Consider the following 23542-nt stretch of genomic DNA (forward strand, 5'->3'; position numbering starts at 1 on the left):
GGTCGCGGTCAGATCAGCCAGCGGTGCTTGCGGACGAGGGGCAGCCGGGCCCACGCCCCGCCCAGACCGAAGTAGCTCCCCGCGCCGGTGGCCGCGGTGATCAGGAGTACCAGGGCGATCATCCAGTGGTCGTCCAGGAAGGGGTTGGTGCCGGGCCACAGGGTGACCAGCCACATGAAGGCCATCATCAGCGTGCCCGCACCGGCGGCGACGCGCATGCCTATCCCGAGGATCATCGCGAGGCCCACACCGAGCAGGCCGACCATGAAGAGGGTGTCGAGCCACCAGGCGCCGGCGACCGAGTCAAACATGTGGGCGAAGGGGCCGGTGGTCCCGTGCAGCAGGAAGCCCTCGGTGGGGTGACCACCGTTGAGCCAGCTCCCGTTCGACGGGGTCGCCTTGCCGAAGCCGAAGGTCTTGTCGAGGAAGGCCCACAGGAAGTAGAAGCCGACCAGGACCCGTGCGGCGGCGAGCGTCCCGCGGGCGGTGGCCGAGCGGACGACGACGCTGTCCTGGCTGCCCGCGTTGCGGTGGCGCGGCGCACCGAGGGTGGTCCGGCGTTCCGGGGTGTGGAGAGCCATGGCAGCAGCCTTCTTCCCTGTCGGGGGCGGTCACGGACGCTCCGTCCGGGCGCTCGTGAATTCATTCACAAGCTACGCCTGTCTCTTACCCGGCACCTACGGCCGAAGGTCCCGATACGGACGTCCGAACGTCACTCGTCACCGCGCCACCGATCCGCCTCGGGGCGCCGCGCGGCTGTCGCATGGGCCGGACGATGGAACGCGTCACCTGCCCGGCTGCCGTCCGCATGCGGCCCGTGCCGTACGGAGTTTGGCTGTGCGTCAGGCAGCACGGGCATTGCCTACTCGGGCGGGGCATGGGATGTGCCGCCTCCCGTGCCGCCGGAGGGCAGACATCATGCGTACTACTTCGATACTCGCTCGTTGCGGCCTGACCGTCACCGCGGCGGCCGCGCTGCCGATCGCGTTCGCCGCGCCGTCGGCGTTCGCCGCCGGGATCTCGGTGACCAGCAGCGGTTCCACCGTGCAGGCCACGACGTCGTCCTGCCCGAACGGCGGCAACGCGTCGCTGCTCAGTTCCGGTCAGGCGAACTTCGCGGAGGGGCGGCAGACACCGCTCAGTACCGGGAACGCCAGTTGGCAGGGGGTCGCTTCGGGCACCTACCAGGTGGTGATCGCGTGCTCCGACGGGTCGACCGTGGGCCCGCAGTCGGTGACCGTCACGGCGAGCCCGACGATCTCGGCCACGTCCAGCCCGGTGGGCGGCGTGCGCGGTGGACTCGGCGGAGCGGCGCAGGACTTCGGGACGCTGACACTCGCGGCGGGCGGCACACTCGTCGCCGCCGCCGTCGTGGGCGGCGCCTGGTACCTGCGGCGCCGGGGAGCGGGACAGCGCGTCTGACTCTCTCCTCGCTTGCCGTTCACGACTGCCGTCGCCCCGCACGGGCGGCGGCAGTCGCCTGTGTGACGCACCCTTGTGGCCGTGCCGCGTCGCCGCTTACGGTCCCTTGAGCCGAGTGATCGTCCGCGAACGTCCTTGGGGGCAGCGTGAGTTCAGGTCCGGTGGGGGTCGCCGTCGTCGGGGCGGGTGTGATCAGCGCGGAGTATCTGCGCACGCTGGCGGCGTTCCCCGACGTACGGGTCGTCGCGGTCGCCGATCTCGACACCGCCCGCGCCGAGGCGGCGGCCCGTGCCCATGCGGTGCCGGTCGCCGGGGATCTGTCGACGGTCCTGGCGCTGCCGGAGGTCGAGCTCGTCGTGAACCTGACGGTGCCGGCCGCGCATGTCGCCGTTGCCCGGGAGGCGCTGCGCGCGGGCAAGCACGTGTACGGCGAGAAGCCCCTGGCGCTCCTGCCGGGCGAGGGCGAGAAGCTGCTCGCCGAGGCCTCGGAGCGCGGGCTGCTCGTGGGGTGCGCGCCGGACACGTTCCTCGGGGCGGGGCTCCAGTCCGCGCTGCGGGCCGTCGCCGCGGGGCACATCGGGGCGCCCGTCGCGGCGTCGACGGCGGTGTGCGGGCTCGGGCCCGAGCGCTGGCACCCTGACCCGGCGTTCTTCTACCAGCCGGGCGCGGGCCCGCTGTTCGACCTCGGCCCGTACTACCTGACGGCGCTGGTGGCGCTCTTCGGAGGCGTCGAGCAGGTCGCGGCGTCGGCACGGCGGGCGCGCGAGGAGCGGGTCGCGGGGGCGGGCCCCGCGGCCGGCCGCACGTTCCCCGTCGACGTGCCCACGCATGTCTCGGCGCTGCTCGACTTCGCTTCGGGGCCGACGGCGACGTCCGTGTTCAGCTGGGACGCGGCGCGCCCGCACCAGCACTTCGAGGTCATCGGCACGGAGGGCACGCTGGCGGTGCCCGACCCCAACCGGTTCGACGGTCCCCTGCGGGTCCGGTCCAACGGTGCGGCCGACTGGGCCGAACTCCCCGTCCGGGGGCGTACGGACGGCCGGGGTCTCGGCGTCGTCGACCTGGCCCGCTCGATCCGTACGGGGACGGTGCCGCGCGCTTCGGGGGCGCTGGCGCTGCACGTCCTGGAGACGATGACGGCGGCGACGGACTCGGCCCGCCGCGCCACGTTCACCCGACCGCCCACCCAACTCGTGCCGCCGTCTCCGCTGCCGGAGGAGTGGGACCCGACGGCGGCGACGCTCGGCTAGACCGCTGCGCGGAAGCGGAACGGCGAGGAGTGTCGCTTGAAGGATCTGCCAGGCGCCGTCCCCGGCGCACCAGCGCGGCGTCCGGTCCGCGGACCGGATCGCCGCCGGTTCCGTCGGCGGACGGCCGGCTCGCGCGACGAGGAAAGACCCCGAGAACCCCATGGCCGGGACCCCGTTGGCGGTCCCTACGCGTCGGCCGTGCCGTCCAGGTCGAGGTCGGTCAGCGTCCGCTCCAGCCAGTGCACCCAGAACGTCTCCAGGTCGATCCCGGCACGGAGCACCGCGTGCTGGAGCCGGTCCGCCTGCGCGTCCTTCTCCGGTGGGAAGTCCCGCTCGTCGATCTCGAGGTAGGTCGCCAACTGCCGCCGGTGCAGGTCGAGATGGCGGTGCAGTTCGTCGTGGAGCCCGTCCGTGCCGACGACCGCGGCGGACCGCAGCCGCAGCAGCAGCGGGTCGCGCAGCGCCTTCGGGTCCTGCGGCGCGGCCGTCCAGCGAGCCAGTTCGGCGCGGCCTTCGGGCAGGACCTCGTAACTCTTCTTCTGTCCGCGGGCCGGTGCCTGTCCCGGCACCGCGCGGATGAGGCCGTCGCGCTCCAGTTTGCCCAGCTCGCGGTAGATCTGCTGGTGCGTCGCCGACCAGAAGTAGCCGATGGACCGGTCGAACCTGCGGGTCAGTTCGAGGCCCGACGACGGCTTCTCCAGGAGCGCCGTGAGGATCGCGTGCGGCAGTGACATGGCGTAAGGGTAGGCGAGGCCCTCGCCGGGGACGGCCGGCGAAAGAGGGTGGTCACGTGTCCGGCGGGCCCGGACACGTGACCACCGGTCTCAGAGGGCCGCCGCGACCTCGGTGCCCTGCTTGATGGCGCGCTTGGCGTCGAGTTCGGCGGCGACGTCGGCGCCGCCGATCAGGTGCGGCGTGCGGCCGGCGGCGACGAGGTCGTCGTACAGCGAGCGGTGCGGCTCCTGGCCGGCGCACAGGACGACCGTGTCGACGGGGATGAGGGACTGTTCGCCGTCGACGGTGATGTGCAGGCCCGCGTCGTCGATCCGGTCGTAGCTCGCGCCGGCGATCATCGTGACGCCGCGGTGACGCAGTTCGGTGCGGTGGATCCAGCCGGTGGTCTTGCCGAGCCCGGCGCCGACCTTGGACGTCTTGCGCTGGACGAGGTGGACCTGGCGCGGCGGCGCGGGCCGGTCGGCCTTGGTGAGGCCGCCGCGGTCGGCGTAGTCCATGTCGACGCCCCAGAGCCGGAAGTACGTGGCCGGGTCCTGGCTGGCCTTCTCGCCGCCGTCGGTGAGGTACTCGGCGACGTCGAAGCCGATGCCGCCGGCGCCGATGACGGCCACGCGGTCGCCGACGGGCGCGCCGTCGCGCAGGACGTCGAGGTAGCCGACGACGCTCGGGTGGTCGACGCCGTCGATGGCCGGGGTGCGCGGGCTGACGCCGGTGGCGACGACGACCTCGTCGTACGCGTCGAGCGCGCCCGCGTCGACCCGGGTGTTCAACTCGACCTGGACACCGTGGAGTTCGAGCTGTGTACGGAAGTAGCGCAGCGTCTCGTCGAACTCCTCCTTGCCGGGGACCTTGCGGGCGACGTTGAGCTGACCGCCGATCCGCGAGGCGGCGTCGAAGAGCGTGACGTCGTGGCCGCGCTCGGCGGCGGAGACCGCGCAGGCGAGCCCGGCGGGTCCTGCGCCGACGACCGCGACGCGCTTGCGCAGCCGGGTCGGGGACAGGACCAGCTCGGTCTCGTGGCAGGCGCGCGGGTTGACCAGGCAGGAGGTGATCTTGCCGCTGAAGGTGTGGTCGAGGCAGGCCTGGTTGCAGCCGATGCAGGTGTTGATGGCGTCGGAGCGGTCGGCGGCGGCCTTGTTCACGAAGTCCGGGTCGGCGAGCATCGGCCGGGCGAGGGACACCATGTCGGCGGCGCCGTCGGCGAGCAACTCCTCGGCGAGTTCAGGGGTGTTGATGCGGTTCGTGGTGACGAGCGGGATGTTCACCTCGCCCATGACCTTCTTGGTGACCCAGGTGTACGCGCCGCGCGGCACGGAGGTCGCGATGGTGGGGATGCGGGCCTCGTGCCAGCCGATACCGGTGTTGATGATGGTGGCGCCGGCCGCCTCGATCTCCTTGGCGAGGTGGACGACCTCGTCGAGGGTCGAGCCGCCGGGGACCAGGTCGAGCATCGACAGGCGGTAGATGAGGATGAAGTCGCTGCCGACGCGTTCGCGCACGCGCCGCACGATCTCCAGCGGGAAGCGCACCCGGTTCTCATAGCTGCCGCCCCAGCGGTCGGTGCGGTGGTTGGTCGCGGCGACGATGAACTCGTTGATGAGGTAGCCCTCGGAGCCCATGATCTCGACGCCGTCGTACCCGGCGGACTTGGCGAGTTCGGCGGCGCGCGCGAAGTCCTCGACGGTCTGCTCGACCTCGACGTCGGTCAGCTCGTGCGGCGGGAACGGGCTGATGGGGGCCTGGATCGGGCTCGGCGCGACCAGATCCTCGTGGTACGCGTAGCGGCCGAAGTGCAGGATCTGCATGGCGATCTTGCCGCCCGCCGCGTGCACCGCGTCGGTGACCACGCGGTGCTGCTCGGCCTCCGCCTCGGTGGTGAGCTTGGCGCCGCCGCCCCACGGGCGCCCGGCCTCGTTCGGGGCGATGCCGCCGGTGACCATGAGGCCGACGCCGCCGCGGGCGCGGGTCGCGTAGAACTCGGCCATGCGCGCGAACCCGTTCTCCGCCTCCTCCAGACCCACATGCATCGAGCCCATCAGGACGCGGTTGGGCAGGGTGGTGAAGCCCAGGTCGAGCGGGGCGAGAAGGTGGGGGTAGCGGCTCATGAAGCCCTCCGTGCGAGGCGCGCAGATCGATCGTCGCTTGTAGTTCTAGACGACTCGCGAGGCCTTTTGCAACAAGTTGCATAAGAGACCTGCGCCACGCAGGGAAGCCTTACCGCGGCCCGCGCCGAGCGGGCTCAGACGGACTGCCGGACGGGCGCCGCGGCTGCGCCCTCGGCCGCCGTGACCGCGGCCGGGACAGCGGCAGCCGCCTTGCGGGTCTCGTGGATCAGCAGCAGGGCGTTGAGCACCATCACCGCCCCGGTCAGGCCGTGCACGCCGAACGCGGTGGCCGCGGAGCCGTGGTGGGCGAGCACATTGGCCATGTCGCCGAACGCGGCGAACGCCTCCACCAGCATCACCAGCCCCAGCGCCCGGCGGTGACCAGTCACCAGCAGAATGCCCATGCCCAGCGCCATGGTGACATCGCGGACCCCCTTGACGACGAGGAAGCCGCCACCGTCGCCGGACGGCCAGCTCGGCAGACCGAAGGTCGGCGCCGTCGTCTCCGGGGTCAGGATGAACTCCGACCCGAACCAGAGGGCGAAGAGGACGAAGGCGGCGGCCAGGACGGTGTTGATCTTCTTGAGCAGCATCGTTCTTCTCCTTGCGAGTGGCGGGTCTTCGTGGAATCGACGAGCGGGCGGCGCGCACGAACCGGGGCCGCCGGGGCCGTTGCCAACAGCGGCTGGAGCGCCACCCCGGACGAGGACTCCAGTGCGGCGGGCCGGATGCGGCGGGTCAGACGTCGATCTGTTCGAAGATGTGCGGGTACGAGACGACGTCGTCCGGGAATTCGGCCGCCACACGCTGGAACTCCGGGTCGGCGAGCGCGGCCGCCAACGCCTCCGTCGACTCCCAGACCGCGACGTTCATCAGCAGACGACTTCCGGCCGTCCCCTGATGCATCCGCAGGGAGACGAACCCCGGCTGGGCCTTCATGAATTCGGCCTGCCTCCGGAAGAGCGTCAGGAACGACTCGGTCAGCTCCTTCGGAACGACAAAGGTGTTGGCCAGGACGACGGGCCCGGTCTCCTCCTTGAACTGGGCGAACATCGGAGTGTGCGGGTCGAGGCTCTGGAGCTTCGCCATTTTCGGTACGTCCTCTCGGTGGTGGCGCAGGCGCTGGTAGCGGTTCAGCCGCCGCTTCCAGTCCGTGGGCCGGTTCTGCGGCGGGGTCCACGTCGTGCCGCGGTGGGCGATCGGCGCGACCGCAAGCGCGTCGAGCACGACGATCCCCCCGGTTTCTAGCATCGCTAGCTGACATGGCAACGCTAGACCTACTGACGCTCGGTTGTCTAGCGTTGCTAGCATTCGCTGCTAGGATCCGTGCCATGTCGGTACAGGAGCGCAAGCGGCGCGACCGGGCGGAGCGCGAGCGCCTCATCGTGGTGACGGCCCGCGAACTCGCCGAGGAGCGGGGCTGGGACGCGGTCACCACCCGTCGGCTCGCCGAACGCATCGAGTACAGCCAGCCCGTCCTCTACAGCCACTTCCGCGGCAAACGCGAGATCATCGGCGCCGTGGCCCTGGAGGGCGCCACCGACCTGGCCGCGACGGTGCGGGCCGCCACCGCCGCCCCGGCCTGTCCGCGCGAGCGGGTCGCCGCCCTCGCCCGCGCGTATCTCGACTTCGCCGCACGCAACCCGGCGGTCCACGACGCCCTCTTCCAGCTCGACGGCGGTCTCGCCTACGCGCGGGAGGACACCCCGGAGCCGCTGAAGGACGCCTTCGCAGCACTTCTGGAAACTCTCGGCGAAGTCGCCGGCGACGGGGTCGAACCGGCTCTTTTCACCGAGACGTTCTGGGCGAATCTGCACGGCCTCGTGACCTTGACCCGGGCGGGACGCCTGCCGCCGGAGGAGACCGGACAGCGGGTGCGGCTCCTGGTGCGGCGGCTCGTCATGGCGTGACGCGTGAGCGGCGGGCGACAATCACCGCCATGGACACCTCCCCCGCCGTTCAGCCGGATCCCGCGCTCTACCCCGAAGTGGCCGCAGCCGGCGGGAACTTGGCGGCGGCGCTTCGCGCAGCCGCCGCCGACGCGCACCTCGACCTCGGCACGGTCAGCGCCCCGGATTCCCCGACGGACAGCTGGCGGCACATCGTCGCGAGCGTGGACGCGGCCCGCGGGAGCTTCGTCGTGACACTCGGCCGGGAGGAGCGGGTCTTCGGTCTCCGGGCGTGGTGGACGGGGGTCGGCGACGCGATGTCCGGCCACACCACCGACCTGCGGACCGTCGTCCGCATCGCGCACGCATGGCAGGCAGGGGTCCCGATCGCCGACCTGTGCGCCACGTGGCCGCTCCTCACGACCGACGGACTCACCCTGGCGCACGAGCGGGGCGAAGCAGTGGCGTACAAATGGCAGCTCGTGCGCGACCTGCCGGACCGCCTGATCGACCACGACATCGTCGAGGCGGCCTACGCAAACCCCCGGCTGCGCGCCCTCTTCCCCCTGGTCAGCCACGGAAGTCTGCAGTTCAGCCGCTGCACCCATGCCCCCTGGTCACAGGACGTCCCCAGCCTCTTCCCCCAGTTCGGCGGCGGCTGGAAGGCAGCCCGCTCCCCCGCGGGACGCGACGTTCCCGATCACCCGGCCCGGACCCCGCGGGACGTGATCGCCTTCGTCGTCGCCGGACTTCCCGACGGCTGCGGCCCGGCGGTGGAGGGCCCGGCGGATCTGCTCCCCGGGTAGCTCGCGGGGCCACGCGGCGCCGGCTCAGGCCTCGTCGGCCTCGGCGACATACCCGTACGGGATCTCCTCGCCGTCGAACGTCACCGCCTCGACCGTGCGGGTGCGCGGGTCGATGTCGGCCTGGACGCCGTCGCCCTCGTAGCGCGGGTAGCCGGACTCGCCGACGCGGCCGGTCGCGGTGACGCGCACCGACCGCAGCGGGTTGCCGTGGTCGGTGCGGCCGTCGCCGTCGGTGAGGCGGGGCTTGAGGACGACCGTGTACGCGTCGGGCGCTGCGGGTGATTCGCTCATGGAACGGAGGCTAATGCCCGGCGGGCGGAGCCGCCCGCCGGGCGCGGAACCCGCCCCACCTCGGGGGTTGTAGAGTGCAACGAGCGCACCCGGAGAGGAAACCGCACGTGGCAGAGCCCGACAGTCCGGCCGACCGCGAGTCGGCCGTGGACACCATCCAGCGAGAGCTGACGTCCTTCGCCCGCCGGGCCAGGGCGACGGCGGCGCGCATGCATCCCGAGCTGTCGCTCGTCTCGTTCACCCTGCTCAGCCATCTCGACGAGCAGGGCGGCTGCCGCGCCACGGATCTCGCCGCACACTACGCACTGGACAAGTCGACGGTCAGCCGCCAGGTCTCCGCCCTGGAGCGGGCGGGCCTGGTCATACGGCGTGTCGACCCGGACGACCACCGGGTCCAGGTCCTGCACCCGACGGCGGCCGGCGCGGAGATCCTGGCGCAGGTGACGGTGAGCCGCCGGCAGATGTTCGGCGAGCGCCTGGCGGACTGGCCGGAGGACGATCTGGCGCGGTTCGCCGGGTACCTGGTGCGCTACAACGAGACCGCCCGCGAGCACGACGCCTAGATCGGTCCGGTGTCCGCAGCGTGTTGACCGCCCCGGGCGGGCAGTGCTGGAGTCGGCCCGTGGACAGCATCCCCGCCAACCGGCGGCTCTGGAACCGGATCAGCAGCACCTACCAGCACGAGCACGATCCGCAGATCGGCGCCGCGCCCCGACTGTGGGGCATGTACTCCGTCCCCGACGCGCACCTGCACGCCCTGGGTGACGTCACCGGCCAACGCGTCCTCGAACTCGGCTGCGGCGCCGGCCAGTGGTCGAGGACGCTCGCCGTCGAGGGCGCCACCGTGGTCGGCCTCGACCTGTCCGAGGCCCAACTCGCCGCGGCGGCAGGCGCGATGGGCCCAGCCCGCTACCCGCTGGTGCAGGGCGCCGCCGAACGGCTCCCGTTCGCCGCCGACGCCTTCGACCTGGTGTTCTGCGACTTCGGTGGGCTCAGCTGGGCGCCCCCGCACCTGGCCGTCCCGCAGGCCGCACGCGTCCTGCGCCGCGGCGGGCGCCTGGTGTTCAACGTCGCCAGCCCGTGGTTCGAAGCGTGCTACGACGAACCCGCCGGCCGCGTGACCACGACGCTGCGCCAGGACTACTTCGGGCTCGGCACCATCGCCGAGGACGACGGCGCGACCAGCTATCAGCTCACCTACGGCGACTGGGTCAGGGTCCTGCGCGGCGCGGGTCTCGTCATCGACGACCTCATCGAGCCGCGCCCCGGCCCCTCGACGCCCAACGGCTACAACGAGACCGACCCGCCCGACTGGGCACACCGCTGGCCTGCGGAACTGCTCTGGGTGACCCACAAACCGTAGGCGCGCGGCACCGCCTACTCGGGTACGCGGGCCGCGCGGAACCGGGTCGTGCGGCGCAGCTCGAAGCCGAGGGACTCGTACAGGCGGATCGCGCGCGTGTTGCCTGCGCCGGTGTGCAGGAACGGGGTCTCGCCGCGCTCCCTGATCCCGGCGGCGACGGCGCGGACGAGTCGGGCCGCGAGGCCCTGGCCGCGGTGGGCGGGGTCGGTGCAGACGGCGCTGATCTCGGTCCAGCCCGGCGGGTGCAGCCGCTCCCCCGCCATCGCGACGAGCGCGCCACCGCGCCGGATGCCGAGGTAGGTGCCGAGTTCGATGGTGCGCGGCAGGAACGGGCCCGGCCGGGTACGCCCCACGAGGTCGAGCATCTCGGGGACATCGGCGGCGGTGAGCGGCACCGCTTCGGGGGCGTGCACCGCGTCCACCCCGGTGTCGACGAGCTGCACGCCCGGGATGTCCTGGACCAGCTCCCAGCCGGCCGGCAGGTCACGGACCACGCCGGGCAGCGGGACGTCGGCGCCGGGGCCGGCGAGCGCGGCGAGGTCGGCCCAGTCCCCGGGACCCGGGTCGTCGGGCAGGGCCAGCCACGGGGAGACGTCGAGGGGGTAGCGCAGCACGCGGCCGCGCCGCTCGGCGAGGTGCGCGTGCGGGCCGCTCAGCGCGGCGTGGGCGGGGTTGTCGAGCGGGTGGGCCGCCTCGGGCGCGGCGCCGACGCCCTGTCCCTCGTACGTCTGCTGTGTCATCTGCGTCTTCCGGATCCGTCTCTCGTCGCTCACGGGCACGCCACGCCGCCTGCCGGAATGGCCACCACATGATCAAACCCCCTGGTCGGGGGCGCGCATTCCCTTTTCCACCGGCTGTTCATGAGGTCGCAACACACAGGCGCGTTGCCGTGCGGTGATCGCTCTTGGCATGCTGGCGCGATGCCGTCCACGTCACTGAGTGATCACGTCGAGTCCCTGCTGGCCCGGGAGCTGCCGCTGCCGATCGTCGCGGCCGGGGATCCGGTCCTGCGCCGGCCCGCCGAGCCCGTCGACGGACAGCTCTCCGACGAGCTGCTCGGCCGGCTCGTCGAGGCGATGCGCGTCACGATGCACAAGGCGCCGGGCGTGGGCCTCGCGGCGCCGCAGATCGGCGTGCCGCTGCGGCTCGCGGTGATCGAGGACGCTGCGACCGTCTCGGAGGAGGTGCGGGCGGCCCGGGGGCGTGTGCCACAGCCGTTCCGGGTCCTGGTCAATCCGTCGTACGAGGATGCGGGCGGGCGCCACGTGGCGTTCTACGAAGGGTGTTTGAGCGTGCCGGGCTATCAGGCCGTGGTCGCCCGGCACGAGCGGGTACGGCTGCGCGCCCTCGACGAGCGAGGGCGCGCGGTCGACGAGGTGGTCTCGGGCTGGCCGGCCCGGATCGTGCAGCACGAGACGGACCATCTGAACGGCACGCTGTACCTGGACCGCGCCGAACTGCGCTCCCTCTCCCACACGTTGACGCAGGAGGCGGTGGAGCGCTGGGCGCAGCCGACGCCGGAGCTCGCCGCGCGGGAGCTGGGGTTCACGCTGCCCGAGGGCGACTGACGAACCGTCAGTCCAGCTGCGGCATCTCGCCCTTGGCGGCCGTGACGTCGATGACGGAGAACGCGGCGCCCTGCGAGTCGCCGACGGCTGCGAACCGGCCGAAGGGGCTGTCCATCGGGCCGAAGTGCAGCTTCCCGCCGAGGCGTTCGACGGTGGCGACGGCGGCGTCGCAGTCCTCGACGACGAAGTACACGTTCACGTACGAGGGGACGTGCTCGGGGAAGTCGTCCGTCATCTGCATGCGTCCGAGGACGGGCTGCCCGCCGAGCTGCCAGACGTTGAAGTCGACGTGCTCGTCGGCGATCTTCTTCGCGTCGTAGGGGAAGACGGAGGTGAAGAACTCGTCGGTCTTCGCGGCGTTACGGGTGTTGACCTCGGCCCAGCAGAACGCGCCGGGCTCGTTGACCTTCTCGAAGCCCTGGTGCGAACCGGGCTGCCACACGCTGAACAGGGTGCCGGCCGGGTCCTGCGCGGTGATCATCGTGCCGAAGTCGCTGACCTGCATCGGCTCCATCATGAGCGTTCCGCCCGCGCTCGTGACCCGCTCGGCGACGGCCGCGGCGTCCGGGGTGGCGAGGTACAGGTTCCAGGCGGCCGGGACGCCTTCCATGCCGGGCATCTGCGGGGCGAGGGCGGCGACGTGCTTGCCGTCCGCGGTCTTCGCCTGCGTGTAGTTGCCGAACTCCTCGGCGCCCGGGTCGTAGGACCAGCCGAACAGTTCGGCGTAGAAGGACTTCGCCTTCTCCAGGTCCGGGAACATGGCGTCGGCCCAGACGGGCGCGCCTTCGGGTTGAGCGGGCATGACGCGACACCCTTCCGTCGGGGACGCCGGGCGCACGGGGGCCCGGCGGGTACGCATCCACGCTAGGCGCGCGGGGCGGGGTGCGCGAGACGTGGAGGGTCAGCCGGTCAGCCCCGCGCCGGATCGAGCGCGGGAGCGACCACCGTGAAGGCCTCGTCCAGCAGGGCGACCGGGTCCTGGGCGGCGTCGCTCGCGCTCCAGCGCTGGAGGACGACGTGGAACGCGGTGAGCGCCGTGCCCGCGGCGAGGCGCGGGTAGAGGTCCGTCTCGGCGTCGCGGCCGACGCGGCGTGCGAGCTCCTCGGCGAGGTCGTCGCGCCACTGCGCCTGGCGCTCCAGGAAGCGGGCCAGCAGGGCGGGGGTGCGCAGGATCAACTGGACGACGCGCAGGGCCCGTTCGGAGTGCGCGGCGCAGGTGGTGACCGGGATCCGGACCGCGTGCAGGAGCGCCTGCGCGGGCGGCTCGGCGGCGGGGCGGCCGGCGAGTCCGGTCCGCATGTCGGCGCCCATGTCGGCCAGGAACTGGACGACGACGTCCTCCTTGGACGCGAAGTAGCGGAAGAACGTCCGCTTGGAGACGCCCGCGGTCGCCACGATCTCGTCGACGGTGACGGCGTCGAAGCCCTTGAGCGCGAGCAACTGCAGGGCGGCCTCGGTCAGTTCGTCCGAGACGAGTTGCCGCTTGCGCTGGGCCAGGGTCTGGCCGGGTCGGGTACTCACCCGCCCACTCTACACACCATGCCTCCTGTGACACCTGGAGGCGCCTCGGCACTCAGAGGCGTATTGACACCAAGTGCCATCAACGCCAGGCTGTGCCACATGAACGAGCAACGGTGGAGTGCCGATCAGATGTCCGACCAGTCGCAGCGGGTGTTCGTGATCACCGGGGCGAGCAGCGGTCTCGGCCTGGCGAGTGTCCGGGCGCTCGTGGGCCGCGGCGCGCGCGTGGTCCTCGCGGTGCGCGATCCGGAGAAGGGGCGAGCGGTCGTCGCGGGCCTCCCGGGCGACCGTACGGAGGTGCGCAGGATCGATCTCGCCGACCTCATCTCCGTACGCGCCTTCGCCGACGGCCTGCGCGCCGCTCATCCCCGGATCGACGTCCTCATCAACAACGCGGGCGTCCTCGCACCACCGCACACGCTCAGCCCGCAGGGCCACGAGGTGCAGTTCGCCACGAACCACCTCGGGCACTTCGCGCTCACCGGCCTGCTGCTGGACGCACTGACCGGCCCCGATCCCCGTGTGGTGACGGTGAGTTCGCTCAACCACCGCCAGGGCCGCATCGACTTCGACGACCTCACCGGGGAGCACGGCTACGCGCCGGCCCGTTTCTACAACCAGTCGAAGCTGGCCAACACCCTCTTCGGCCTCGAACTGCACCGCCGCCTGGCCGCGGCCGGCAGCCCGGTGCGCAGCGTGCTCGCGCACCCCGGCTACAGCGCCACCGGCCTCCAGACGAACGGGACGACCGGGCTGCAACGCCTGCTCTTCGGCTACCTCGCCCGCCCGCTCGCCCAGTCCGCCGAGCGCGGCGCGCTGCCGCAGCTGTACGCGGCGACCGAACCGGGCGTGCGCGGCGGGGAGTTCATCGGCCCCGACGGCCGGGGCGAACTGCGGGGCGCGCCGACCCGGGTGAAGCCGGCGCCCGGGGCGCTGGACGCGGAGGTGGCGCGACGGCTGTGGGACGTGTCGCAGGAGCTGACGGAGGTGCGCTTCCCGCTGCCCGCCTCCGTCGGCTGAACCGGCGGAGGCGGGATCTTACGGAGTCATGACGGGGCCGCCCGCCTCGGCCGCTCCGCCGCGCCGGGCCCTTAGCGTGGCCGCATGCGCGTACTGGTCACCGGCGGAGCCGGGTTCATCGGGTCGGCGGTCGTCACGGAACTGACGGGGCGGGGGCACGACGTCGTCGTGCTCGACACGGCGCCGCGGGACGGGCGCGGCGCGGCCGACGTCCGCGACCCCGACGCCGTGCGCGCCGCCCTCGACGGGGTGGACGCGGTCTGCCACCAGGCGGCGATGGTCGGCCTCGGCAAGGACTTCGCCGACGCCCCCGCCTATGTCTCGCACAACGATCTCGGTACGGCGGTGCTGCTCGCCGCGATGGCCGAGCGCGGGGTCCGCGACCTGGTCCTCGCGGGGTCGATGGTGGTCTACGGCGAGGGCCGCTACGAGTGTCCCGCGCACGGTGTCGTACGGCCCGGGCCGCGTGCCGTCGCCGATCTGGAGGCGGGCCGCTTCGAGCCCCGATGCCCGTACTGCGGTGGGGAGTTGACGCCGGGCCTGGTCGCTGAGGACGCGCCGCTGGACCCGCGCAACGTCTACGCCACGACGAAGCTGACGCAGGAGCATCTCGCCGCCGCGTGGGCGCGCGCCACGGGCGGCCGCGCCGTCGCGCTGCGCTACCACAACGTGTACGGCCCCGGGATGCCGCGCGACACCCCGTACGCCGGTGTCGCCTCCTTCTTCCGCTCCGCGCTCGCCCGCGGCGAGGCCCCGCGTGTCTTCGAGGACGGCGCGCAGCGGCGGGACTTCGTCCACGTCCGGGATGTGGCACGGGCCAACGCGGCGGCCGTCGAGGCGCTGCGCGAGCGGGCCCCGGAGGACATGACCGCGTACAACGTGGGCAGCGGCGACGTCCGCACGGTCGGCGAACTCGCCCGCGCCCTCGCGTCCGCCTGCGGGGGCCCGGAGCCGGTGGTGACCGGCGAGTTCCGGCTCGGCGACGTCCGCCATGTGACGGCGGACTCGGCGCGGCTGCGGGACGCGCTCGGGTGGCGCCCCGAGGTGGGGTTCGCGGAGGGGATCAAGGAGTTCGCGGCCGAGACGGCCTGACGCGGCGGGTCAGACCGTGTGCGCCGCCAGCGCCCCGACCAGCTCCGGCCACAGCTCGCGCGGGCGGTCGTGCCCCATGTCGGGGAGCAGGAGGAGCTGCGCGCCGGGGATCAGGGCCGCGGTGCGCTCGCCTCCGTCGGGGGTGATCAGGGTGTCGTCGAGGCCGTGGATCACGAGGGTCGGGACCTTCAGTTCGCGCAGGGCGTCGGCGCGGGAGCCGCTGAGGATCATCGCCGCGAGCTGGCGCCCGGTCCCCGCCGGGCAGTGGGCGCGGTCGTAGCTCTGCGCGGCCAGTTCACGCAGGCCGGCCGCGTCCGCGTAACGGCGGGACGCCCAGGTCAGGCCCGTGTCCGCCGACGCGATGTAGCCCTCGCGGTCGGTCGGCCTGGGGGCGAGGAGGGCCGCCTGCGCCTCGGGGGTGGAGCGGCCGTACTCGCTCTCGCCGGTCGACGACATCATCGACGTCAGGGTCAGCACGCGCTCCGGGTGGGCGATGGCCATCGCCTGGGCGATCATCCCGCCCATCGAGGCGCCGACGACGTGGGCGCGGTCGATGCCGAGCGCGGTGAGCAGGTTCAGACCGTCGGCGGCCATGTCGTCCAGGCGGTACGGGGCCATGGCGAGGGCGGTCGGGAAGTCCCCCGAGCTCACGGCGGCGACGAACCGCCCCATGTCCACGGGGTGTTCGTCGAACTTCGTCGACAGGCCGCAGTCGCGGTTGTCGTACCGGATCACGTACCGGCCGCGCTCCGCGAGGGCGCGGCAGAAGTCCTCGTGCCAGGCGATCAGCTGGGCGCCGAAGCCCATGACGAGCAGCACCGGCGGGTCCGCGGGATCACCGAAGGTGTCGTAGGCGAGACGGACTCCGGGCGATACGTCGGTGATCGGCATACGGCGATCTTGCCAGGCCATACGGAAGGGCGGCATCCGAATTTATCCCGGTGCGGGCAGCGTGACCTCGAAGCGGCAGCCGCCGGGCACGTTGCGGACGGTGGTGCGGCCCTGGTGGGCCTCCACGATGCCGCGCACGATCGCGAGGCCGAGGCCCGCTCCCGACGGGGGCGTGCGCGCGTCGGTGCCGCGCCAGCCGGTGTCGAAGACGCGGGAGAGGTCGTCCTCGGGGATGCCGCCACAGCCGTCCGTCACGGACAGGACGACGCCGGTGCCGTCGGTCGCGGGTCGGGCGGCGACGGCGACGGTCCCGTCGGCGGGGGTGCGGCGGATGGCGTTGACGAGGAGGTTGCCGAGGACGCGGCTCATCTCCTTGGCGTCGACCTCCACGGGCAGTTGCGCCACCCCGTCGCCCTCCAGGCGCACGCCGTGTTCCCGCGCGAGGGGGTCGGCGCCGGCGAGCGCGTCGCCGACCAGGTCGTACAGGGAGATGCGCTGCGGGGACAGGGCGAGGGTGCCCGCGTGGATGCGGGAGAGTTCGAAGAGGTCGCCGACCATGTCGTTCATGCGCTCGACCTCGGTCCTTATCTGGCGCAGATAGCGCTGCGGGTCCGCGGCCATGCCGTCCTCCAGGGCTTCGGACATGGCGCGCAGTCCCGCCAGCGGGGTGCGCAGGTCGTGCGAGATCCAGGAGACGAGTTCGCGGCGGGACGCCTCCAGGGCGCGTTCACGGTCGCGGGAGGCGGCGAGCTTCGCGCTGGTGATCTGCAACTCGCGGGTCAGCGCGGCCAGTTCGGCCGTCCCGGGGACGGTCGGCGCGGCGAAGTCGCCACCCTCGCCGAAGGAGCGGGCGGCCAGCGTGAGGGCGTGGCTGCGGGCCACGACCCAGCGGCCCAGGAGCAGCGCCGTGGCGAGCGAGACGACGGCGGCCATGGCGACGACTGTGGTCACCACGCCCAGGTCGTGCGAGTTCAGGAACATCGCCCAGGCCACGGTGAGCGTCCCGGCGAGCATCGCGGTGACCGCCACGGAGGCGACGACGGTGAGCGACACGGTCAGCGAGCGGCGGCGCAGCGCGAGCAGGGCGACCGCGCCGAGCACGCCTGCGGCGGCGGCGCCGAGGAACGCGTAGAGGGCGATGAGGAGGGTGTCACGCACGGGTCGCGTCCTCCTCGTCCTTCGGCGCGGTCGTGCCGTCGTCCAGGCGGTACCCGACGCCCCACACCGTCTGGATGAGGCGGGGCTTCGCCGGGTCCGGTTCGATCTTGGCGCGCAGGCGGCGGATGTGGACGGTGACCGTGGAGAGGTCACCGAAGTCCCAGCCCCACACGTGGTGCATGAGGTCCTCACGGGTGAAGGCCTTGCCCGGGTGCCGAAGGAGGAAGGCGAGCAGGTCGAACTCCCGTATGGTCAGGGCGAGTTCGACCCCGTCCTGGGTGGCACGGCGCGCCTCCGGGTCGAGCGTGAGCCCGGCGGCGGACAGCGGCCCCGCGGCCGCGCGCCGCGTCGCGGCGCGGCTGCGGCGCAGCACGGAGCCGACGCGGAGCACGAGTTCGCGCGGACTGAAGGGCTTGGTCACGTAGTCGTCGGCGCCCACCTCCAGGCCGAGGATCCGGTCGTCCTCGTCGCCGCGCGCCGTCAGCATGATCACCGGTACGGGCCCGCGGGCCCGCAGCCGTCGGCAGACCTCCAGGCCGTCCATGCCGGGCAGCATGAGGTCGAGGACGACGAGGTCGGGGCGGTGCGCGGCGGCACGTTCGAGCGCGCTGGGGCCGTCGGCGGCGCGGGCCACGTCGTAGCCGGAGCGGTCGAGGTAGCCCGCGACGACCTCGGCGACGGTCGGATCGTCGTCGACGACCAGGACCCGGCCCTGCGGCGATGGAGTGTGCATGGCTCAAGCGTCGCACCGCCGCGCGGCTGCCGGAGCGGTCGTGGGGGTGCGGACGGGGCGATGTCCTTGTTTCGTAAGGACATGAAGTCCGGTTTGCCCGTTTTCGATTCGTAGGGTGAGTGCCGTGATCCCTCCAGACTCTCCTCCGGCCCCTTCGCCCGCGGTCTCCGTCGACGTGGTGCTGCCCTGCCTCGACGAGGCCGCCGCCCTGCCCTGGGTGCTGTCCCGGATCCCGGCGGGCTGGCGGGCCGTCGTCGTCGACAACGGGTCCACGGACGGCAGCGCCGGCATCGCCCGGAGCCTCGGCGCGACGGTCGTGAGCGAGGCGCGCCGCGGCTTCGGCGCCGCCTGCCACGCGGGCCTGACCGCGTCGACCGCGGACATCGTCTGCTTCTGCGACTGCGACGCCTCGCTCGACCCCGCGTTGCTCGTGCCGTTCGTCGGCCGGGTCGCGCGCGGCGAGGCCGACCTGGTCCTCGGCAGGCGCAGGCCGCAGGGGCGCGGGGCGTGGCCGCCGCACGCCCGGGCCGGCAATGTCGCGCTCGCCCGCATGATGCGCCGCCGCACCGGCCTGCGCCTGCACGACCTGGGCCCGCTGCGCGCCGCGCGCCGCACGGACCTGCTCTCCCTCGCGCTCACCGACCGGCGCAGCGGCTACCCCCTGCAGATGGTCGTGCGGGCCGCCGACGCGGGCTGGCGGGTGGAGGAGCGCGACGTTCCGTACCTGCCGCGTGAGGGGAAGTCGAAGGTGACCGGGACATGGCGCGGGACGTGGCACGCCGTACGGGACATGCGGTCCGTCCTCGCACAGGGGGCGGCCCGATGACCTCGACGGCCACCCTCCTCGTGATCGCCAAGGCGCCCGTGCCCGGGCGGGTCAAGACGCGTCTGACGCCGCCGTTCACGCCCGCCGAGGCCGCGCGGCTCGCCGAGGCCGCGCTGCGCGACACCCTCGACGCCGCCCTCGCCGCGCCCGTACGGCGCCGGCTCCTGGTCCTCGAAGGGGCCCCGGGCCCGTGGCTGCCGGCCGGGTTCGACGTCGTACGACAACGCGGCGACGGCCTCGACGAGCGGCTCGCGGCGGCGTTCGAGGACGCGGCAGCTGACGGGCCCGCACTGCTCGTCGGCATGGACACCCCTCAACTCGCCGCCCTGCCCGGCCTGTTGGCGCCCGCGCTCGCGCCGGACGCGTGGCAGGAGTGCGACGCCTGGTTCGGCCCCGCGGAGGACGGCGGGTTCTGGGCACTCGGTCTCGCGGCGCCGGACCCGGCACTGCTGCGCGGGGTGCCGATGTCGACGCCGTTCACCGGCGCGGCCCAGCGGGCCCGGCTGACCGAGGCGGGGCTGCGCGTACGGGATCTGCCGCGCGTCCTCGACGTGGACACGGCGCGGGACGCGGAGCGGGTGGCCGCGCTCGCGCCGGGCGGGCGGTTCGCGGCGGAGCACCGGCGGCTCACCCCGGCCGTGCGCGGGGGTGCGGCATGACCACGACGACCCCGGACACGGCGCCGCCCTGGTGTGCCGACCCGTACGCGGACGCCGTGCGCAGAGAGCGCGGCCCGCTCTTCCTGCGCCGCGCCGACGGCTGGCTGCTGCCGCTGGAGGTGGAGCGCTGGTGCGCGGGGGCCGACGCCGCCGATCTGTCGGCGCTGCACCGCTGCGAGGGCTCCGTGCTCGACATCGGCTGCGGCCCGGGCCGGCTCGTGGCGGCGCTCGCCGCGGTGGGGCGGCGCACGCTGGGTGTCGACGTGAGCGAGGCGGCCGTCGACCGGGCACGCAGCCTGGGCGGACCCGCTCTGCACCGCTCGGTCTTCGACCCCCTTCCGGAGGAGGGGAGTTGGGGCACCGCTCTGCTGATGGACGGGAACGTCGGAATCGGCGGCGATCCTCGCGCCCTGCTGGCCCGCGTCTCCCAACTGGTGTGCCCCAGGGGCCTGTTGATCGTGGAGGCCGTGGCGCAGGACGTCGACGAGCGGGTCGAGGTACGCGTGGCCGACGGGCAGGGCGCCACAGGATCGCTCTTCCCGTGGGCCCGGCTCGGTGTGCGCGCCGTGGAGCGGCATGCGCGGGCCACCGGATGGCGCCCGATCGGCCGCTGGGGCGTCGGCGAACGGCGTTTCGTGACCCTGCGGTTGAGGGCCGTGCGATGAACCGCGACAGCGGCACGCGCCGCGATCTGCTCGCCGTCGCGGCAGCCGCCCTCCTCGTGGCCGCGGCCGTCGGCATCGGCACGTACATCGAGCACCGGTACGGCACGCTGCACGTCAACTGGCCTCCCTTGTACGCACGTTGGGGTCCACACCTCGGCCCCGGCACCCCGGCGGCGCTCGCCGTCGCCGCCCTTGTCGTCGCCTACGGGCCTCCGCTCGCCGCCCGACTGTCGTGGCGGGGGCTGCTGTGGGGCGCCTGGGGCACCTCGATGGCGTGGACGTGGTCCCTCGCGCTCATCGACGGCTGGCACCGCGGCATCGCGCGGCGGCTCACCACCTCGTACGAGTACCTCCAGGTCATCGACCGTTTCCGGGACATCCCGGCGACGCTGCGGGACTTCCACCGGCACATCCTGATCGGCTCGCCCGACCACTGGCCCGCACATGTGGCGGGGCATCCGCCGGGCGCCACGCTCACCTTCGTCTGGCTCGACCGGATCGGCCTCGGGGGCGGCGCGTGGGCCGGGGTGTGGTGCATCACCGTGGGCTGCACGGCGGCCGTCGCGGTCCTGGTGACCGTACGGGCGCTCGCGAGCGAGAAGATGGCGCGGCGGGCTGCGCCGTTCCTGGTGCTCGCGCCCGCCGCGGTGTGGGTCGGCACGTCGGCCGACGGCTACTTCGCGGCGGTCGCCGCGTGGACGGTGGCGTGCACGGCGCTCGCGGCCACCCGCCGGAGCCGAACTGCCGCCCTGGCGGCGGGAGTTCTGTTCGGCGCCACCTGCTTCCTGTCGTACGGTCTCACGCTCCTGGCCGTACTCCTGGGGACGGTGCTGCTGCTCACCCGGACCTGGCGTCCGCTCCCCCTGATGGTGCTCGGCGCCGCCGTCGTACCGGTGGCGTTCGCCCTCGCCGGGTTCAACTGGTGGGAGGCGTACCGGCTGTTGGTGGAGCGCTACTACGAAGGGGCGGGCGGTATCCGGCCGTACGGGTACTGGGTGTGGGCGAACCTCGCGTGCACCGTGCTGGTGGTGGGTCCGGCGACGGTGGCCGGGCTGCGGCGCGTCCCCGGCGCCGTGCGCGACGGCGAGCGGCACTTCGCGCTGCTCGTCACCGGGGCGCTCCTCGCGCTCCTCGCCGCCGACCTCTCGGGCATGAGCAAGGCGGAGACGGAACGCATCTGGCTGCCGTTCGCGACCTGGCTCCTCGCGGCAGGAGCGCTGCTCCCCGACCGCCGGCGCCGTGCTTGGCTCGCGGCCCAGGCCGCCCTCGCGCTCGTACTGAATTCGCTCCTGCTCACGGGGTGGTGACAAGGCGCGGCGCCGGTATCGTCGCAGCTCCGGGTTGATAGGCAAGTGCCGACTTGCCTATCGTGGCGAGCATGGCAGAGGATGTGTTCAAGGCGCTGGCCGACCCCACCCGTCGCCGCATCCTGGACGAGCTGGTGGACCGGGACGGTCAGACCCTGTTCGAGCTGTGCACGCGGCTGATGACCAAGCACGGACTCGGCCTGTCGCGGCAGGCGATCAGCCAGCATCTGGCCGTCCTGGAGGCGGCGGGCCTGGTCGTCGCGCGGCGCCAGGGCCGCTACAAGTTCCACGATCTGAACACCGAGCCGCTTGAGCGCGTCATGAACCGATGGCTCAGGCCCGACGGACCGGAGAGCACCCCATGAGGATCCACATCACCAGCGTCTTCGTCGACGACCAGGAGAAGGCGCTGCGCTTCTACACCGACGTGCTCGGCTTCGTGAAGAAGCACGACATCCCGCTGGGCGGCGGGGCCCGCTGGCTGACCGTCGTCTCGCCGGAGGCCCCGGACGGGACCGAGCTGCTGTTGGAGCCGTCGGGGCACCCCGCGGTCCCGCCGTACAAGACGGCTCTGGTCCAGGACGGCATCCCGGCGACGTCGTTCGCGGTCGACGACGTCCGGGTGGAGTACGAGCGGCTGCGGGGGCTCGGGGTCGAGTTCACCCAGGAGCCGCTGACGATGGGGCCGGTCACGACCGCGGTCCTCGACGACACCTGCGGCAATCTGATCCAGCTCGTGCACAGCGCCTGACCGTCGGGGCGCCGCGTCGCCCTCGTGACGGGACCCGTCGCGCATGACGGCGTGCGCCACCTCCGGGATCGGGCGGTCTCGTGCGTGAAGGCGTGCGCACGCAGCCGCGCGGGGGCCTGGTCGACGGCCAGGGCGAGGCGGTGGGCGAGGGCATCGGCGGCCCGGTGGATCAGGGCGCGGTGCGGGGGCAGCGGACGGTCCGCGCCGATGTCGTGCAGGCCGGCGCGGGCGAGCAGGATGACAGTGACGGCTTCGGCGAGGGCCGGGCGGGGGCCATCCGGGCGCGCGTGAGTGGCCCGGCGGCGGCGCGACGGCCGGTGAGGGCGCCGACCCCGATGACGCCGAGGTGCAGCGGCAGGGCGGAGACGGCGCGTACGAGGTGGCTGCGGAAGGCCGGGAGCAGGGCGGACCGGCGACCGTGCGCGGTGCCGTTCAGATCGGGCACGATGACGGGCAGGCCGGCCCCGGCGGCATCGAGAGTGGGCCCCCGGCGTCGAAGGTGGGCCCCTCCCCCAGCGTGTACGGCAGGCCGTCCAGGCCCAGCGCCGCCGCGCACGAGGCGGCCGACAGGGCGAGGCCTCGGGAACTCCCGGAGGCCGCGGCCAGGGGCATCGCGAGATCGGGAACGGCCGTGGGCACCGCAGCGCCTGCCAGGTGAGGGTGGGCTCCGATGGGCGTCGTACGGCAGCCCGCCGGGCGGGCTCGCGGTGACGGGGAGTCAGGCGTCCCGGGCCCCGGTGAACAGGCTCGAATCCAGCGTGCCGCCGACGATCTGCTCGCACAGCCCGGTCAGGGACCTGCGGCGGGCGCGGGCGTACGAGCGGATCAGGGCGAAGGCGTCCTCGGGCGACACGTCCAGGCGGGCGCCGAGGTACCCCTTGGCCTGCTCGATCGCGATCCTGCTGGTGAGCGCGGTCTGCAACTGCCCGATCCGTTCCGCACGGTCCTGGGCGAGCCGCTGATGCAGGATGCCGATGGTCGCGGCGTCCGCGAGGGCCTGGCCCAGGCGCACATCGGCCGGCCGGAGCGCCCCTGGCCGGACGTGGAAGAGGTTCATCGCACCGATGGCTTCGTCGCGCAGGCGCAGCGGCAGCGCGGCCACGGTCTCGAACCCCGCGGCGCGGCCCGCTTTGGTGAAACGCGGCCAGCGCTCGCCCGCCTCCTGCCCGGAGAGGTTCAGCGGGCCGATGACGTGCGGGTCGTCGCAACAGTCCCGGCACGGGCCCTCGTCGAACTCCAGCTGGGCTTCGCACAGTTGGTGCGCGCGCCCGGTCGAGGCAGCGACATCCACCAGCCGCCCCCGCGCGTCGACCATGACCACGCCGGCTCCCGCCACGTCCAGCAGGTCCACCACATGATCGGTCAGCACGTGCAGGAAGTCGATCAAACGGAACCCCTGCACCAGAGTGTCCGCCAGTTCCAGAAAGGCCCGCGCCAGCCGCTCGTCACGCTCGGGCTGCGCCATCTCGTCACCTCCGCGATCCGCCCGG

29 protein-coding genes are annotated in these 23542 nt (G+C 73.2%); 15 read left to right on the forward strand and 14 right to left on the reverse strand.

What is annotated here, in order from left to right; all coding sequences use genetic code 11:
- Positions 1-8 precede the first annotated feature (8 nt).
- Positions 9-581 carry a hypothetical protein gene (locus AB0L37_RS23055; protein WP_365508444.1) on the reverse strand — a complete coding sequence of 191 codons (573 nt, stop codon included), beginning with the start codon at positions 579-581 and terminating at the stop codon, positions 9-11.
- A 337-nt stretch (positions 582-918) separates the two neighbouring features.
- Between AB0L37_RS23055 and AB0L37_RS23060 the strand changes: the two genes are divergently transcribed.
- Positions 919-1422: a hypothetical protein gene (locus AB0L37_RS23060; protein ID WP_365508446.1), complete on the forward strand. Its 504-nt coding sequence runs from the start codon at positions 919-921 to the stop codon at positions 1420-1422.
- Between the two features lie 146 nt (positions 1423-1568).
- Entirely contained in the window at positions 1569-2672 is a 1104-nt protein-coding gene (locus tag AB0L37_RS23065) for a Gfo/Idh/MocA family oxidoreductase (RefSeq protein ID WP_365508449.1), read from the forward strand.
- Between the two features lie 185 nt (positions 2673-2857).
- On the opposite strand, the gene AB0L37_RS23070 is transcribed toward AB0L37_RS23065, so the two are convergent.
- From AB0L37_RS23070 to AB0L37_RS23085, 4 genes are all read right to left on the reverse strand, one after another.
- Positions 2858-3406, reverse strand: a complete 549-nt coding sequence (locus tag AB0L37_RS23070; RefSeq protein ID WP_365508452.1) for a PadR family transcriptional regulator — start codon at positions 3404-3406, stop codon at positions 2858-2860.
- Positions 3407-3496: 90 nt separating this feature from the next.
- A complete protein-coding gene (locus AB0L37_RS23075) occupies positions 3497-5512 on the reverse strand; it encodes an NADPH-dependent 2,4-dienoyl-CoA reductase (protein WP_365508454.1) in 2016 nt (671 codons plus the stop codon).
- A 134-nt stretch (positions 5513-5646) separates the two neighbouring features.
- The gene (locus AB0L37_RS23080) at positions 5647-6105 is read right to left on the reverse strand and encodes a DUF4267 domain-containing protein (protein ID WP_365508457.1); all 459 of its coding nucleotides are present in this window, start codon (positions 6103-6105) and stop codon (positions 5647-5649) included.
- Between the two features lie 145 nt (positions 6106-6250).
- Positions 6251-6739 carry an antibiotic biosynthesis monooxygenase family protein gene (locus AB0L37_RS23085; RefSeq protein ID WP_365508460.1) on the reverse strand — a complete coding sequence of 163 codons (489 nt, stop codon included), beginning with the start codon at positions 6737-6739 and terminating at the stop codon, positions 6251-6253.
- A 104-nt stretch (positions 6740-6843) separates the two neighbouring features.
- On the opposite strand from AB0L37_RS23085, the gene AB0L37_RS23090 reads away from it, so the two are divergent.
- The gene (locus AB0L37_RS23090) at positions 6844-7422 is read left to right on the forward strand and encodes a TetR/AcrR family transcriptional regulator (protein WP_365508462.1); all 579 of its coding nucleotides are present in this window, start codon (positions 6844-6846) and stop codon (positions 7420-7422) included.
- Positions 7423-7451: 29 nt separating this feature from the next.
- Entirely contained in the window at positions 7452-8207 is a 756-nt protein-coding gene (locus AB0L37_RS23095) for a DUF6193 family natural product biosynthesis protein (RefSeq protein ID WP_365508465.1), read from the forward strand.
- A gap of 24 nt (positions 8208-8231) precedes the next feature.
- Here the strand turns inward: AB0L37_RS23095 and AB0L37_RS23100 are convergent, their stop codons facing one another.
- Complete coding sequence (locus AB0L37_RS23100; RefSeq protein ID WP_365508468.1) at positions 8232-8498, reverse strand: hypothetical protein; 267 nt, start codon at positions 8496-8498, stop codon at positions 8232-8234.
- Between the two features lie 107 nt (positions 8499-8605).
- Between AB0L37_RS23100 and AB0L37_RS23105 the strand changes: the two genes are divergently transcribed.
- Positions 8606-9061, forward strand: coding sequence for a MarR family winged helix-turn-helix transcriptional regulator (locus AB0L37_RS23105; protein WP_365508471.1), 456 nt, complete (start codon positions 8606-8608; stop codon positions 9059-9061).
- A gap of 59 nt (positions 9062-9120) precedes the next feature.
- A complete protein-coding gene (locus AB0L37_RS23110) occupies positions 9121-9861 on the forward strand; it encodes a class I SAM-dependent methyltransferase (protein ID WP_365508474.1) in 741 nt (246 codons plus the stop codon).
- 14 nt (positions 9862-9875) lie between these two features.
- Here AB0L37_RS23110 and AB0L37_RS23115 read toward each other — a convergent pair whose 3' ends face one another.
- Complete coding sequence (locus AB0L37_RS23115; RefSeq protein WP_365508476.1) at positions 9876-10601, reverse strand: GNAT family N-acetyltransferase; 726 nt, start codon at positions 10599-10601, stop codon at positions 9876-9878.
- Between the two features lie 180 nt (positions 10602-10781).
- Here AB0L37_RS23115 and def point away from each other — a divergent pair, with 180 nt between their 5' ends.
- Positions 10782-11429, forward strand: a complete 648-nt coding sequence (gene def / locus AB0L37_RS23120; RefSeq protein ID WP_365508479.1) for a peptide deformylase — start codon at positions 10782-10784, stop codon at positions 11427-11429.
- Between the two features lie 7 nt (positions 11430-11436).
- Here the strand turns inward: def and AB0L37_RS23125 are convergent, their stop codons facing one another.
- Positions 11437-12231, reverse strand: a complete 795-nt coding sequence (locus AB0L37_RS23125) for a VOC family protein (protein ID WP_365508482.1) — start codon at positions 12229-12231, stop codon at positions 11437-11439.
- 107 nt (positions 12232-12338) lie between these two features.
- A complete protein-coding gene (locus tag AB0L37_RS23130; RefSeq protein WP_365508485.1) occupies positions 12339-12950 on the reverse strand; it encodes a TetR family transcriptional regulator in 612 nt (203 codons plus the stop codon).
- 99 nt (positions 12951-13049) lie between these two features.
- On the opposite strand from AB0L37_RS23130, the gene AB0L37_RS23135 reads away from it, so the two are divergent.
- Both AB0L37_RS23135 and AB0L37_RS23140 read left to right on the forward strand, forming a co-directional pair.
- Positions 13050-13970 carry an oxidoreductase gene (locus AB0L37_RS23135; RefSeq protein ID WP_365508487.1) on the forward strand — a complete coding sequence of 307 codons (921 nt, stop codon included), beginning with the start codon at positions 13050-13052 and terminating at the stop codon, positions 13968-13970.
- An 84-nt stretch (positions 13971-14054) separates the two neighbouring features.
- Positions 14055-15062 carry an NAD-dependent epimerase/dehydratase family protein gene (locus AB0L37_RS23140; protein WP_365508489.1) on the forward strand — a complete coding sequence of 336 codons (1008 nt, stop codon included), beginning with the start codon at positions 14055-14057 and terminating at the stop codon, positions 15060-15062.
- Between the two features lie 9 nt (positions 15063-15071).
- Here AB0L37_RS23140 and AB0L37_RS23145 read toward each other — a convergent pair whose 3' ends face one another.
- The 3 genes from AB0L37_RS23145 to AB0L37_RS23155 are packed head-to-tail and all read right to left on the reverse strand — an operon-like array spanning position 15072 to position 17844.
- On the reverse strand, positions 15072-15953 hold the full coding sequence (locus tag AB0L37_RS23145) for an alpha/beta hydrolase (RefSeq protein ID WP_365508492.1): 882 nt from the start codon (positions 15951-15953) through the stop codon (positions 15072-15074).
- A 42-nt stretch (positions 15954-15995) separates the two neighbouring features.
- Positions 15996-17111, reverse strand: a complete 1116-nt coding sequence (locus tag AB0L37_RS23150; RefSeq protein ID WP_365508495.1) for a HAMP domain-containing sensor histidine kinase — start codon at positions 17109-17111, stop codon at positions 15996-15998.
- A complete protein-coding gene (locus AB0L37_RS23155; protein ID WP_365508498.1) occupies positions 17104-17844 on the reverse strand; it encodes a response regulator transcription factor in 741 nt (246 codons plus the stop codon). Before AB0L37_RS23155 ends, AB0L37_RS23150 begins: the two co-directional genes overlap by 8 nt.
- Positions 17845-17968: 124 nt before the next feature.
- On the opposite strand from AB0L37_RS23155, the gene AB0L37_RS23160 reads away from it, so the two are divergent.
- From AB0L37_RS23160 to AB0L37_RS23185, 6 genes are all read left to right on the forward strand, one after another.
- Positions 17969-18670 carry a glycosyltransferase family 2 protein gene (locus tag AB0L37_RS23160; protein WP_365508501.1) on the forward strand — a complete coding sequence of 234 codons (702 nt, stop codon included), beginning with the start codon at positions 17969-17971 and terminating at the stop codon, positions 18668-18670.
- Positions 18667-19329, forward strand: a complete 663-nt coding sequence (locus tag AB0L37_RS23165) for a DUF2064 domain-containing protein (RefSeq protein WP_365508504.1) — start codon at positions 18667-18669, stop codon at positions 19327-19329. The genes AB0L37_RS23160 and AB0L37_RS23165 overlap by 4 nt, the downstream gene beginning before the upstream one ends.
- Complete coding sequence (locus tag AB0L37_RS23170) at positions 19326-19994, forward strand: methyltransferase domain-containing protein (RefSeq protein ID WP_365508506.1); 669 nt, start codon at positions 19326-19328, stop codon at positions 19992-19994. Before AB0L37_RS23165 ends, AB0L37_RS23170 begins: the two co-directional genes overlap by 4 nt.
- On the forward strand, positions 19991-21301 hold the full coding sequence (locus tag AB0L37_RS23175) for a hypothetical protein (protein WP_365508509.1): 1311 nt from the start codon (positions 19991-19993) through the stop codon (positions 21299-21301). The genes AB0L37_RS23170 and AB0L37_RS23175 overlap by 4 nt, the downstream gene beginning before the upstream one ends.
- A 71-nt stretch (positions 21302-21372) precedes the next feature.
- Positions 21373-21666 (forward strand): metalloregulator ArsR/SmtB family transcription factor, encoded by a 294-nt coding sequence (locus AB0L37_RS23180; RefSeq protein ID WP_365508512.1) that lies wholly within the window; start codon positions 21373-21375, stop codon positions 21664-21666.
- The gene (locus AB0L37_RS23185) at positions 21663-22052 is read left to right on the forward strand and encodes a VOC family protein (protein WP_365508515.1); all 390 of its coding nucleotides are present in this window, start codon (positions 21663-21665) and stop codon (positions 22050-22052) included. The genes AB0L37_RS23180 and AB0L37_RS23185 overlap by 4 nt, the downstream gene beginning before the upstream one ends.
- Positions 22053-22221: 169 nt before the next feature.
- Here AB0L37_RS23185 and AB0L37_RS23190 read toward each other — a convergent pair whose 3' ends face one another.
- Both AB0L37_RS23190 and AB0L37_RS23195 read right to left on the reverse strand, forming a co-directional pair.
- Entirely contained in the window at positions 22222-22497 is a 276-nt protein-coding gene (locus AB0L37_RS23190) for a hypothetical protein (RefSeq protein ID WP_365508518.1), read from the reverse strand.
- 273 nt (positions 22498-22770) lie between these two features.
- Positions 22771-23517 (reverse strand): GAF and ANTAR domain-containing protein, encoded by a 747-nt coding sequence (locus AB0L37_RS23195; protein ID WP_365508521.1) that lies wholly within the window; start codon positions 23515-23517, stop codon positions 22771-22773.
- Positions 23518-23542: the final 25 nt, after the last annotated feature.

Source organism: Streptomyces sp. NPDC052225 (assembly GCF_040679615.1).
Taxonomy (GTDB): domain Bacteria; phylum Actinomycetota; class Actinomycetes; order Streptomycetales; family Streptomycetaceae; genus Streptomyces.

What these genes read in the sequence shown, in the direction of transcription:
- AB0L37_RS23055 (WP_365508444.1), bottom strand. Translation starts at nt 581, where the DNA reads ATGGCTCTCCACACCCCGGAACGCCGGACCACCCTCGGTGCGCCGCGC.
- AB0L37_RS23060 (WP_365508446.1), top strand. Translation starts at nt 919, where the DNA reads ATGCGTACTACTTCGATACTCGCTCGTTGCGGCCTGACCGTCACCGCG.
- AB0L37_RS23070 (WP_365508452.1), bottom strand. Translation starts at nt 3,406, where the DNA reads ATGTCACTGCCGCACGCGATCCTCACGGCGCTCCTGGAGAAGCCGTCG.
- AB0L37_RS23075 (WP_365508454.1), bottom strand. Translation starts at nt 5,512, where the DNA reads ATGAGCCGCTACCCCCACCTTCTCGCCCCGCTCGACCTGGGCTTCACC.
- AB0L37_RS23080 (WP_365508457.1), bottom strand. Translation starts at nt 6,105, where the DNA reads ATGCTGCTCAAGAAGATCAACACCGTCCTGGCCGCCGCCTTCGTCCTC.
- AB0L37_RS23090 (WP_365508462.1), top strand. Translation starts at nt 6,844, where the DNA reads ATGTCGGTACAGGAGCGCAAGCGGCGCGACCGGGCGGAGCGCGAGCGC.
- AB0L37_RS23095 (WP_365508465.1), top strand. Translation starts at nt 7,452, where the DNA reads ATGGACACCTCCCCCGCCGTTCAGCCGGATCCCGCGCTCTACCCCGAA.
- AB0L37_RS23100 (WP_365508468.1), bottom strand. Translation starts at nt 8,498, where the DNA reads ATGAGCGAATCACCCGCAGCGCCCGACGCGTACACGGTCGTCCTCAAG.
- AB0L37_RS23115 (WP_365508476.1), bottom strand. Translation starts at nt 10,601, where the DNA reads ATGACACAGCAGACGTACGAGGGACAGGGCGTCGGCGCCGCGCCCGAG.
- def (WP_365508479.1), top strand. Translation starts at nt 10,782, where the DNA reads ATGCCGTCCACGTCACTGAGTGATCACGTCGAGTCCCTGCTGGCCCGG.
- AB0L37_RS23125 (WP_365508482.1), bottom strand. Translation starts at nt 12,231, where the DNA reads ATGCCCGCTCAACCCGAAGGCGCGCCCGTCTGGGCCGACGCCATGTTC.
- AB0L37_RS23135 (WP_365508487.1), top strand. Translation starts at nt 13,050, where the DNA reads ATGAACGAGCAACGGTGGAGTGCCGATCAGATGTCCGACCAGTCGCAG.
- AB0L37_RS23140 (WP_365508489.1), top strand. Translation starts at nt 14,055, where the DNA reads ATGCGCGTACTGGTCACCGGCGGAGCCGGGTTCATCGGGTCGGCGGTC.
- AB0L37_RS23145 (WP_365508492.1), bottom strand. Translation starts at nt 15,953, where the DNA reads ATGCCGATCACCGACGTATCGCCCGGAGTCCGTCTCGCCTACGACACC.
- AB0L37_RS23155 (WP_365508498.1), bottom strand. Translation starts at nt 17,844, where the DNA reads ATGCACACTCCATCGCCGCAGGGCCGGGTCCTGGTCGTCGACGACGAT.
- AB0L37_RS23165 (WP_365508504.1), top strand. Translation starts at nt 18,667, where the DNA reads ATGACCTCGACGGCCACCCTCCTCGTGATCGCCAAGGCGCCCGTGCCC.
- AB0L37_RS23170 (WP_365508506.1), top strand. Translation starts at nt 19,326, where the DNA reads ATGACCACGACGACCCCGGACACGGCGCCGCCCTGGTGTGCCGACCCG.
- AB0L37_RS23175 (WP_365508509.1), top strand. Translation starts at nt 19,991, where the DNA reads ATGAACCGCGACAGCGGCACGCGCCGCGATCTGCTCGCCGTCGCGGCA.
- AB0L37_RS23180 (WP_365508512.1), top strand. Translation starts at nt 21,373, where the DNA reads ATGGCAGAGGATGTGTTCAAGGCGCTGGCCGACCCCACCCGTCGCCGC.
- AB0L37_RS23185 (WP_365508515.1), top strand. Translation starts at nt 21,663, where the DNA reads ATGAGGATCCACATCACCAGCGTCTTCGTCGACGACCAGGAGAAGGCG.
- AB0L37_RS23195 (WP_365508521.1), bottom strand. Translation starts at nt 23,517, where the DNA reads ATGGCGCAGCCCGAGCGTGACGAGCGGCTGGCGCGGGCCTTTCTGGAA.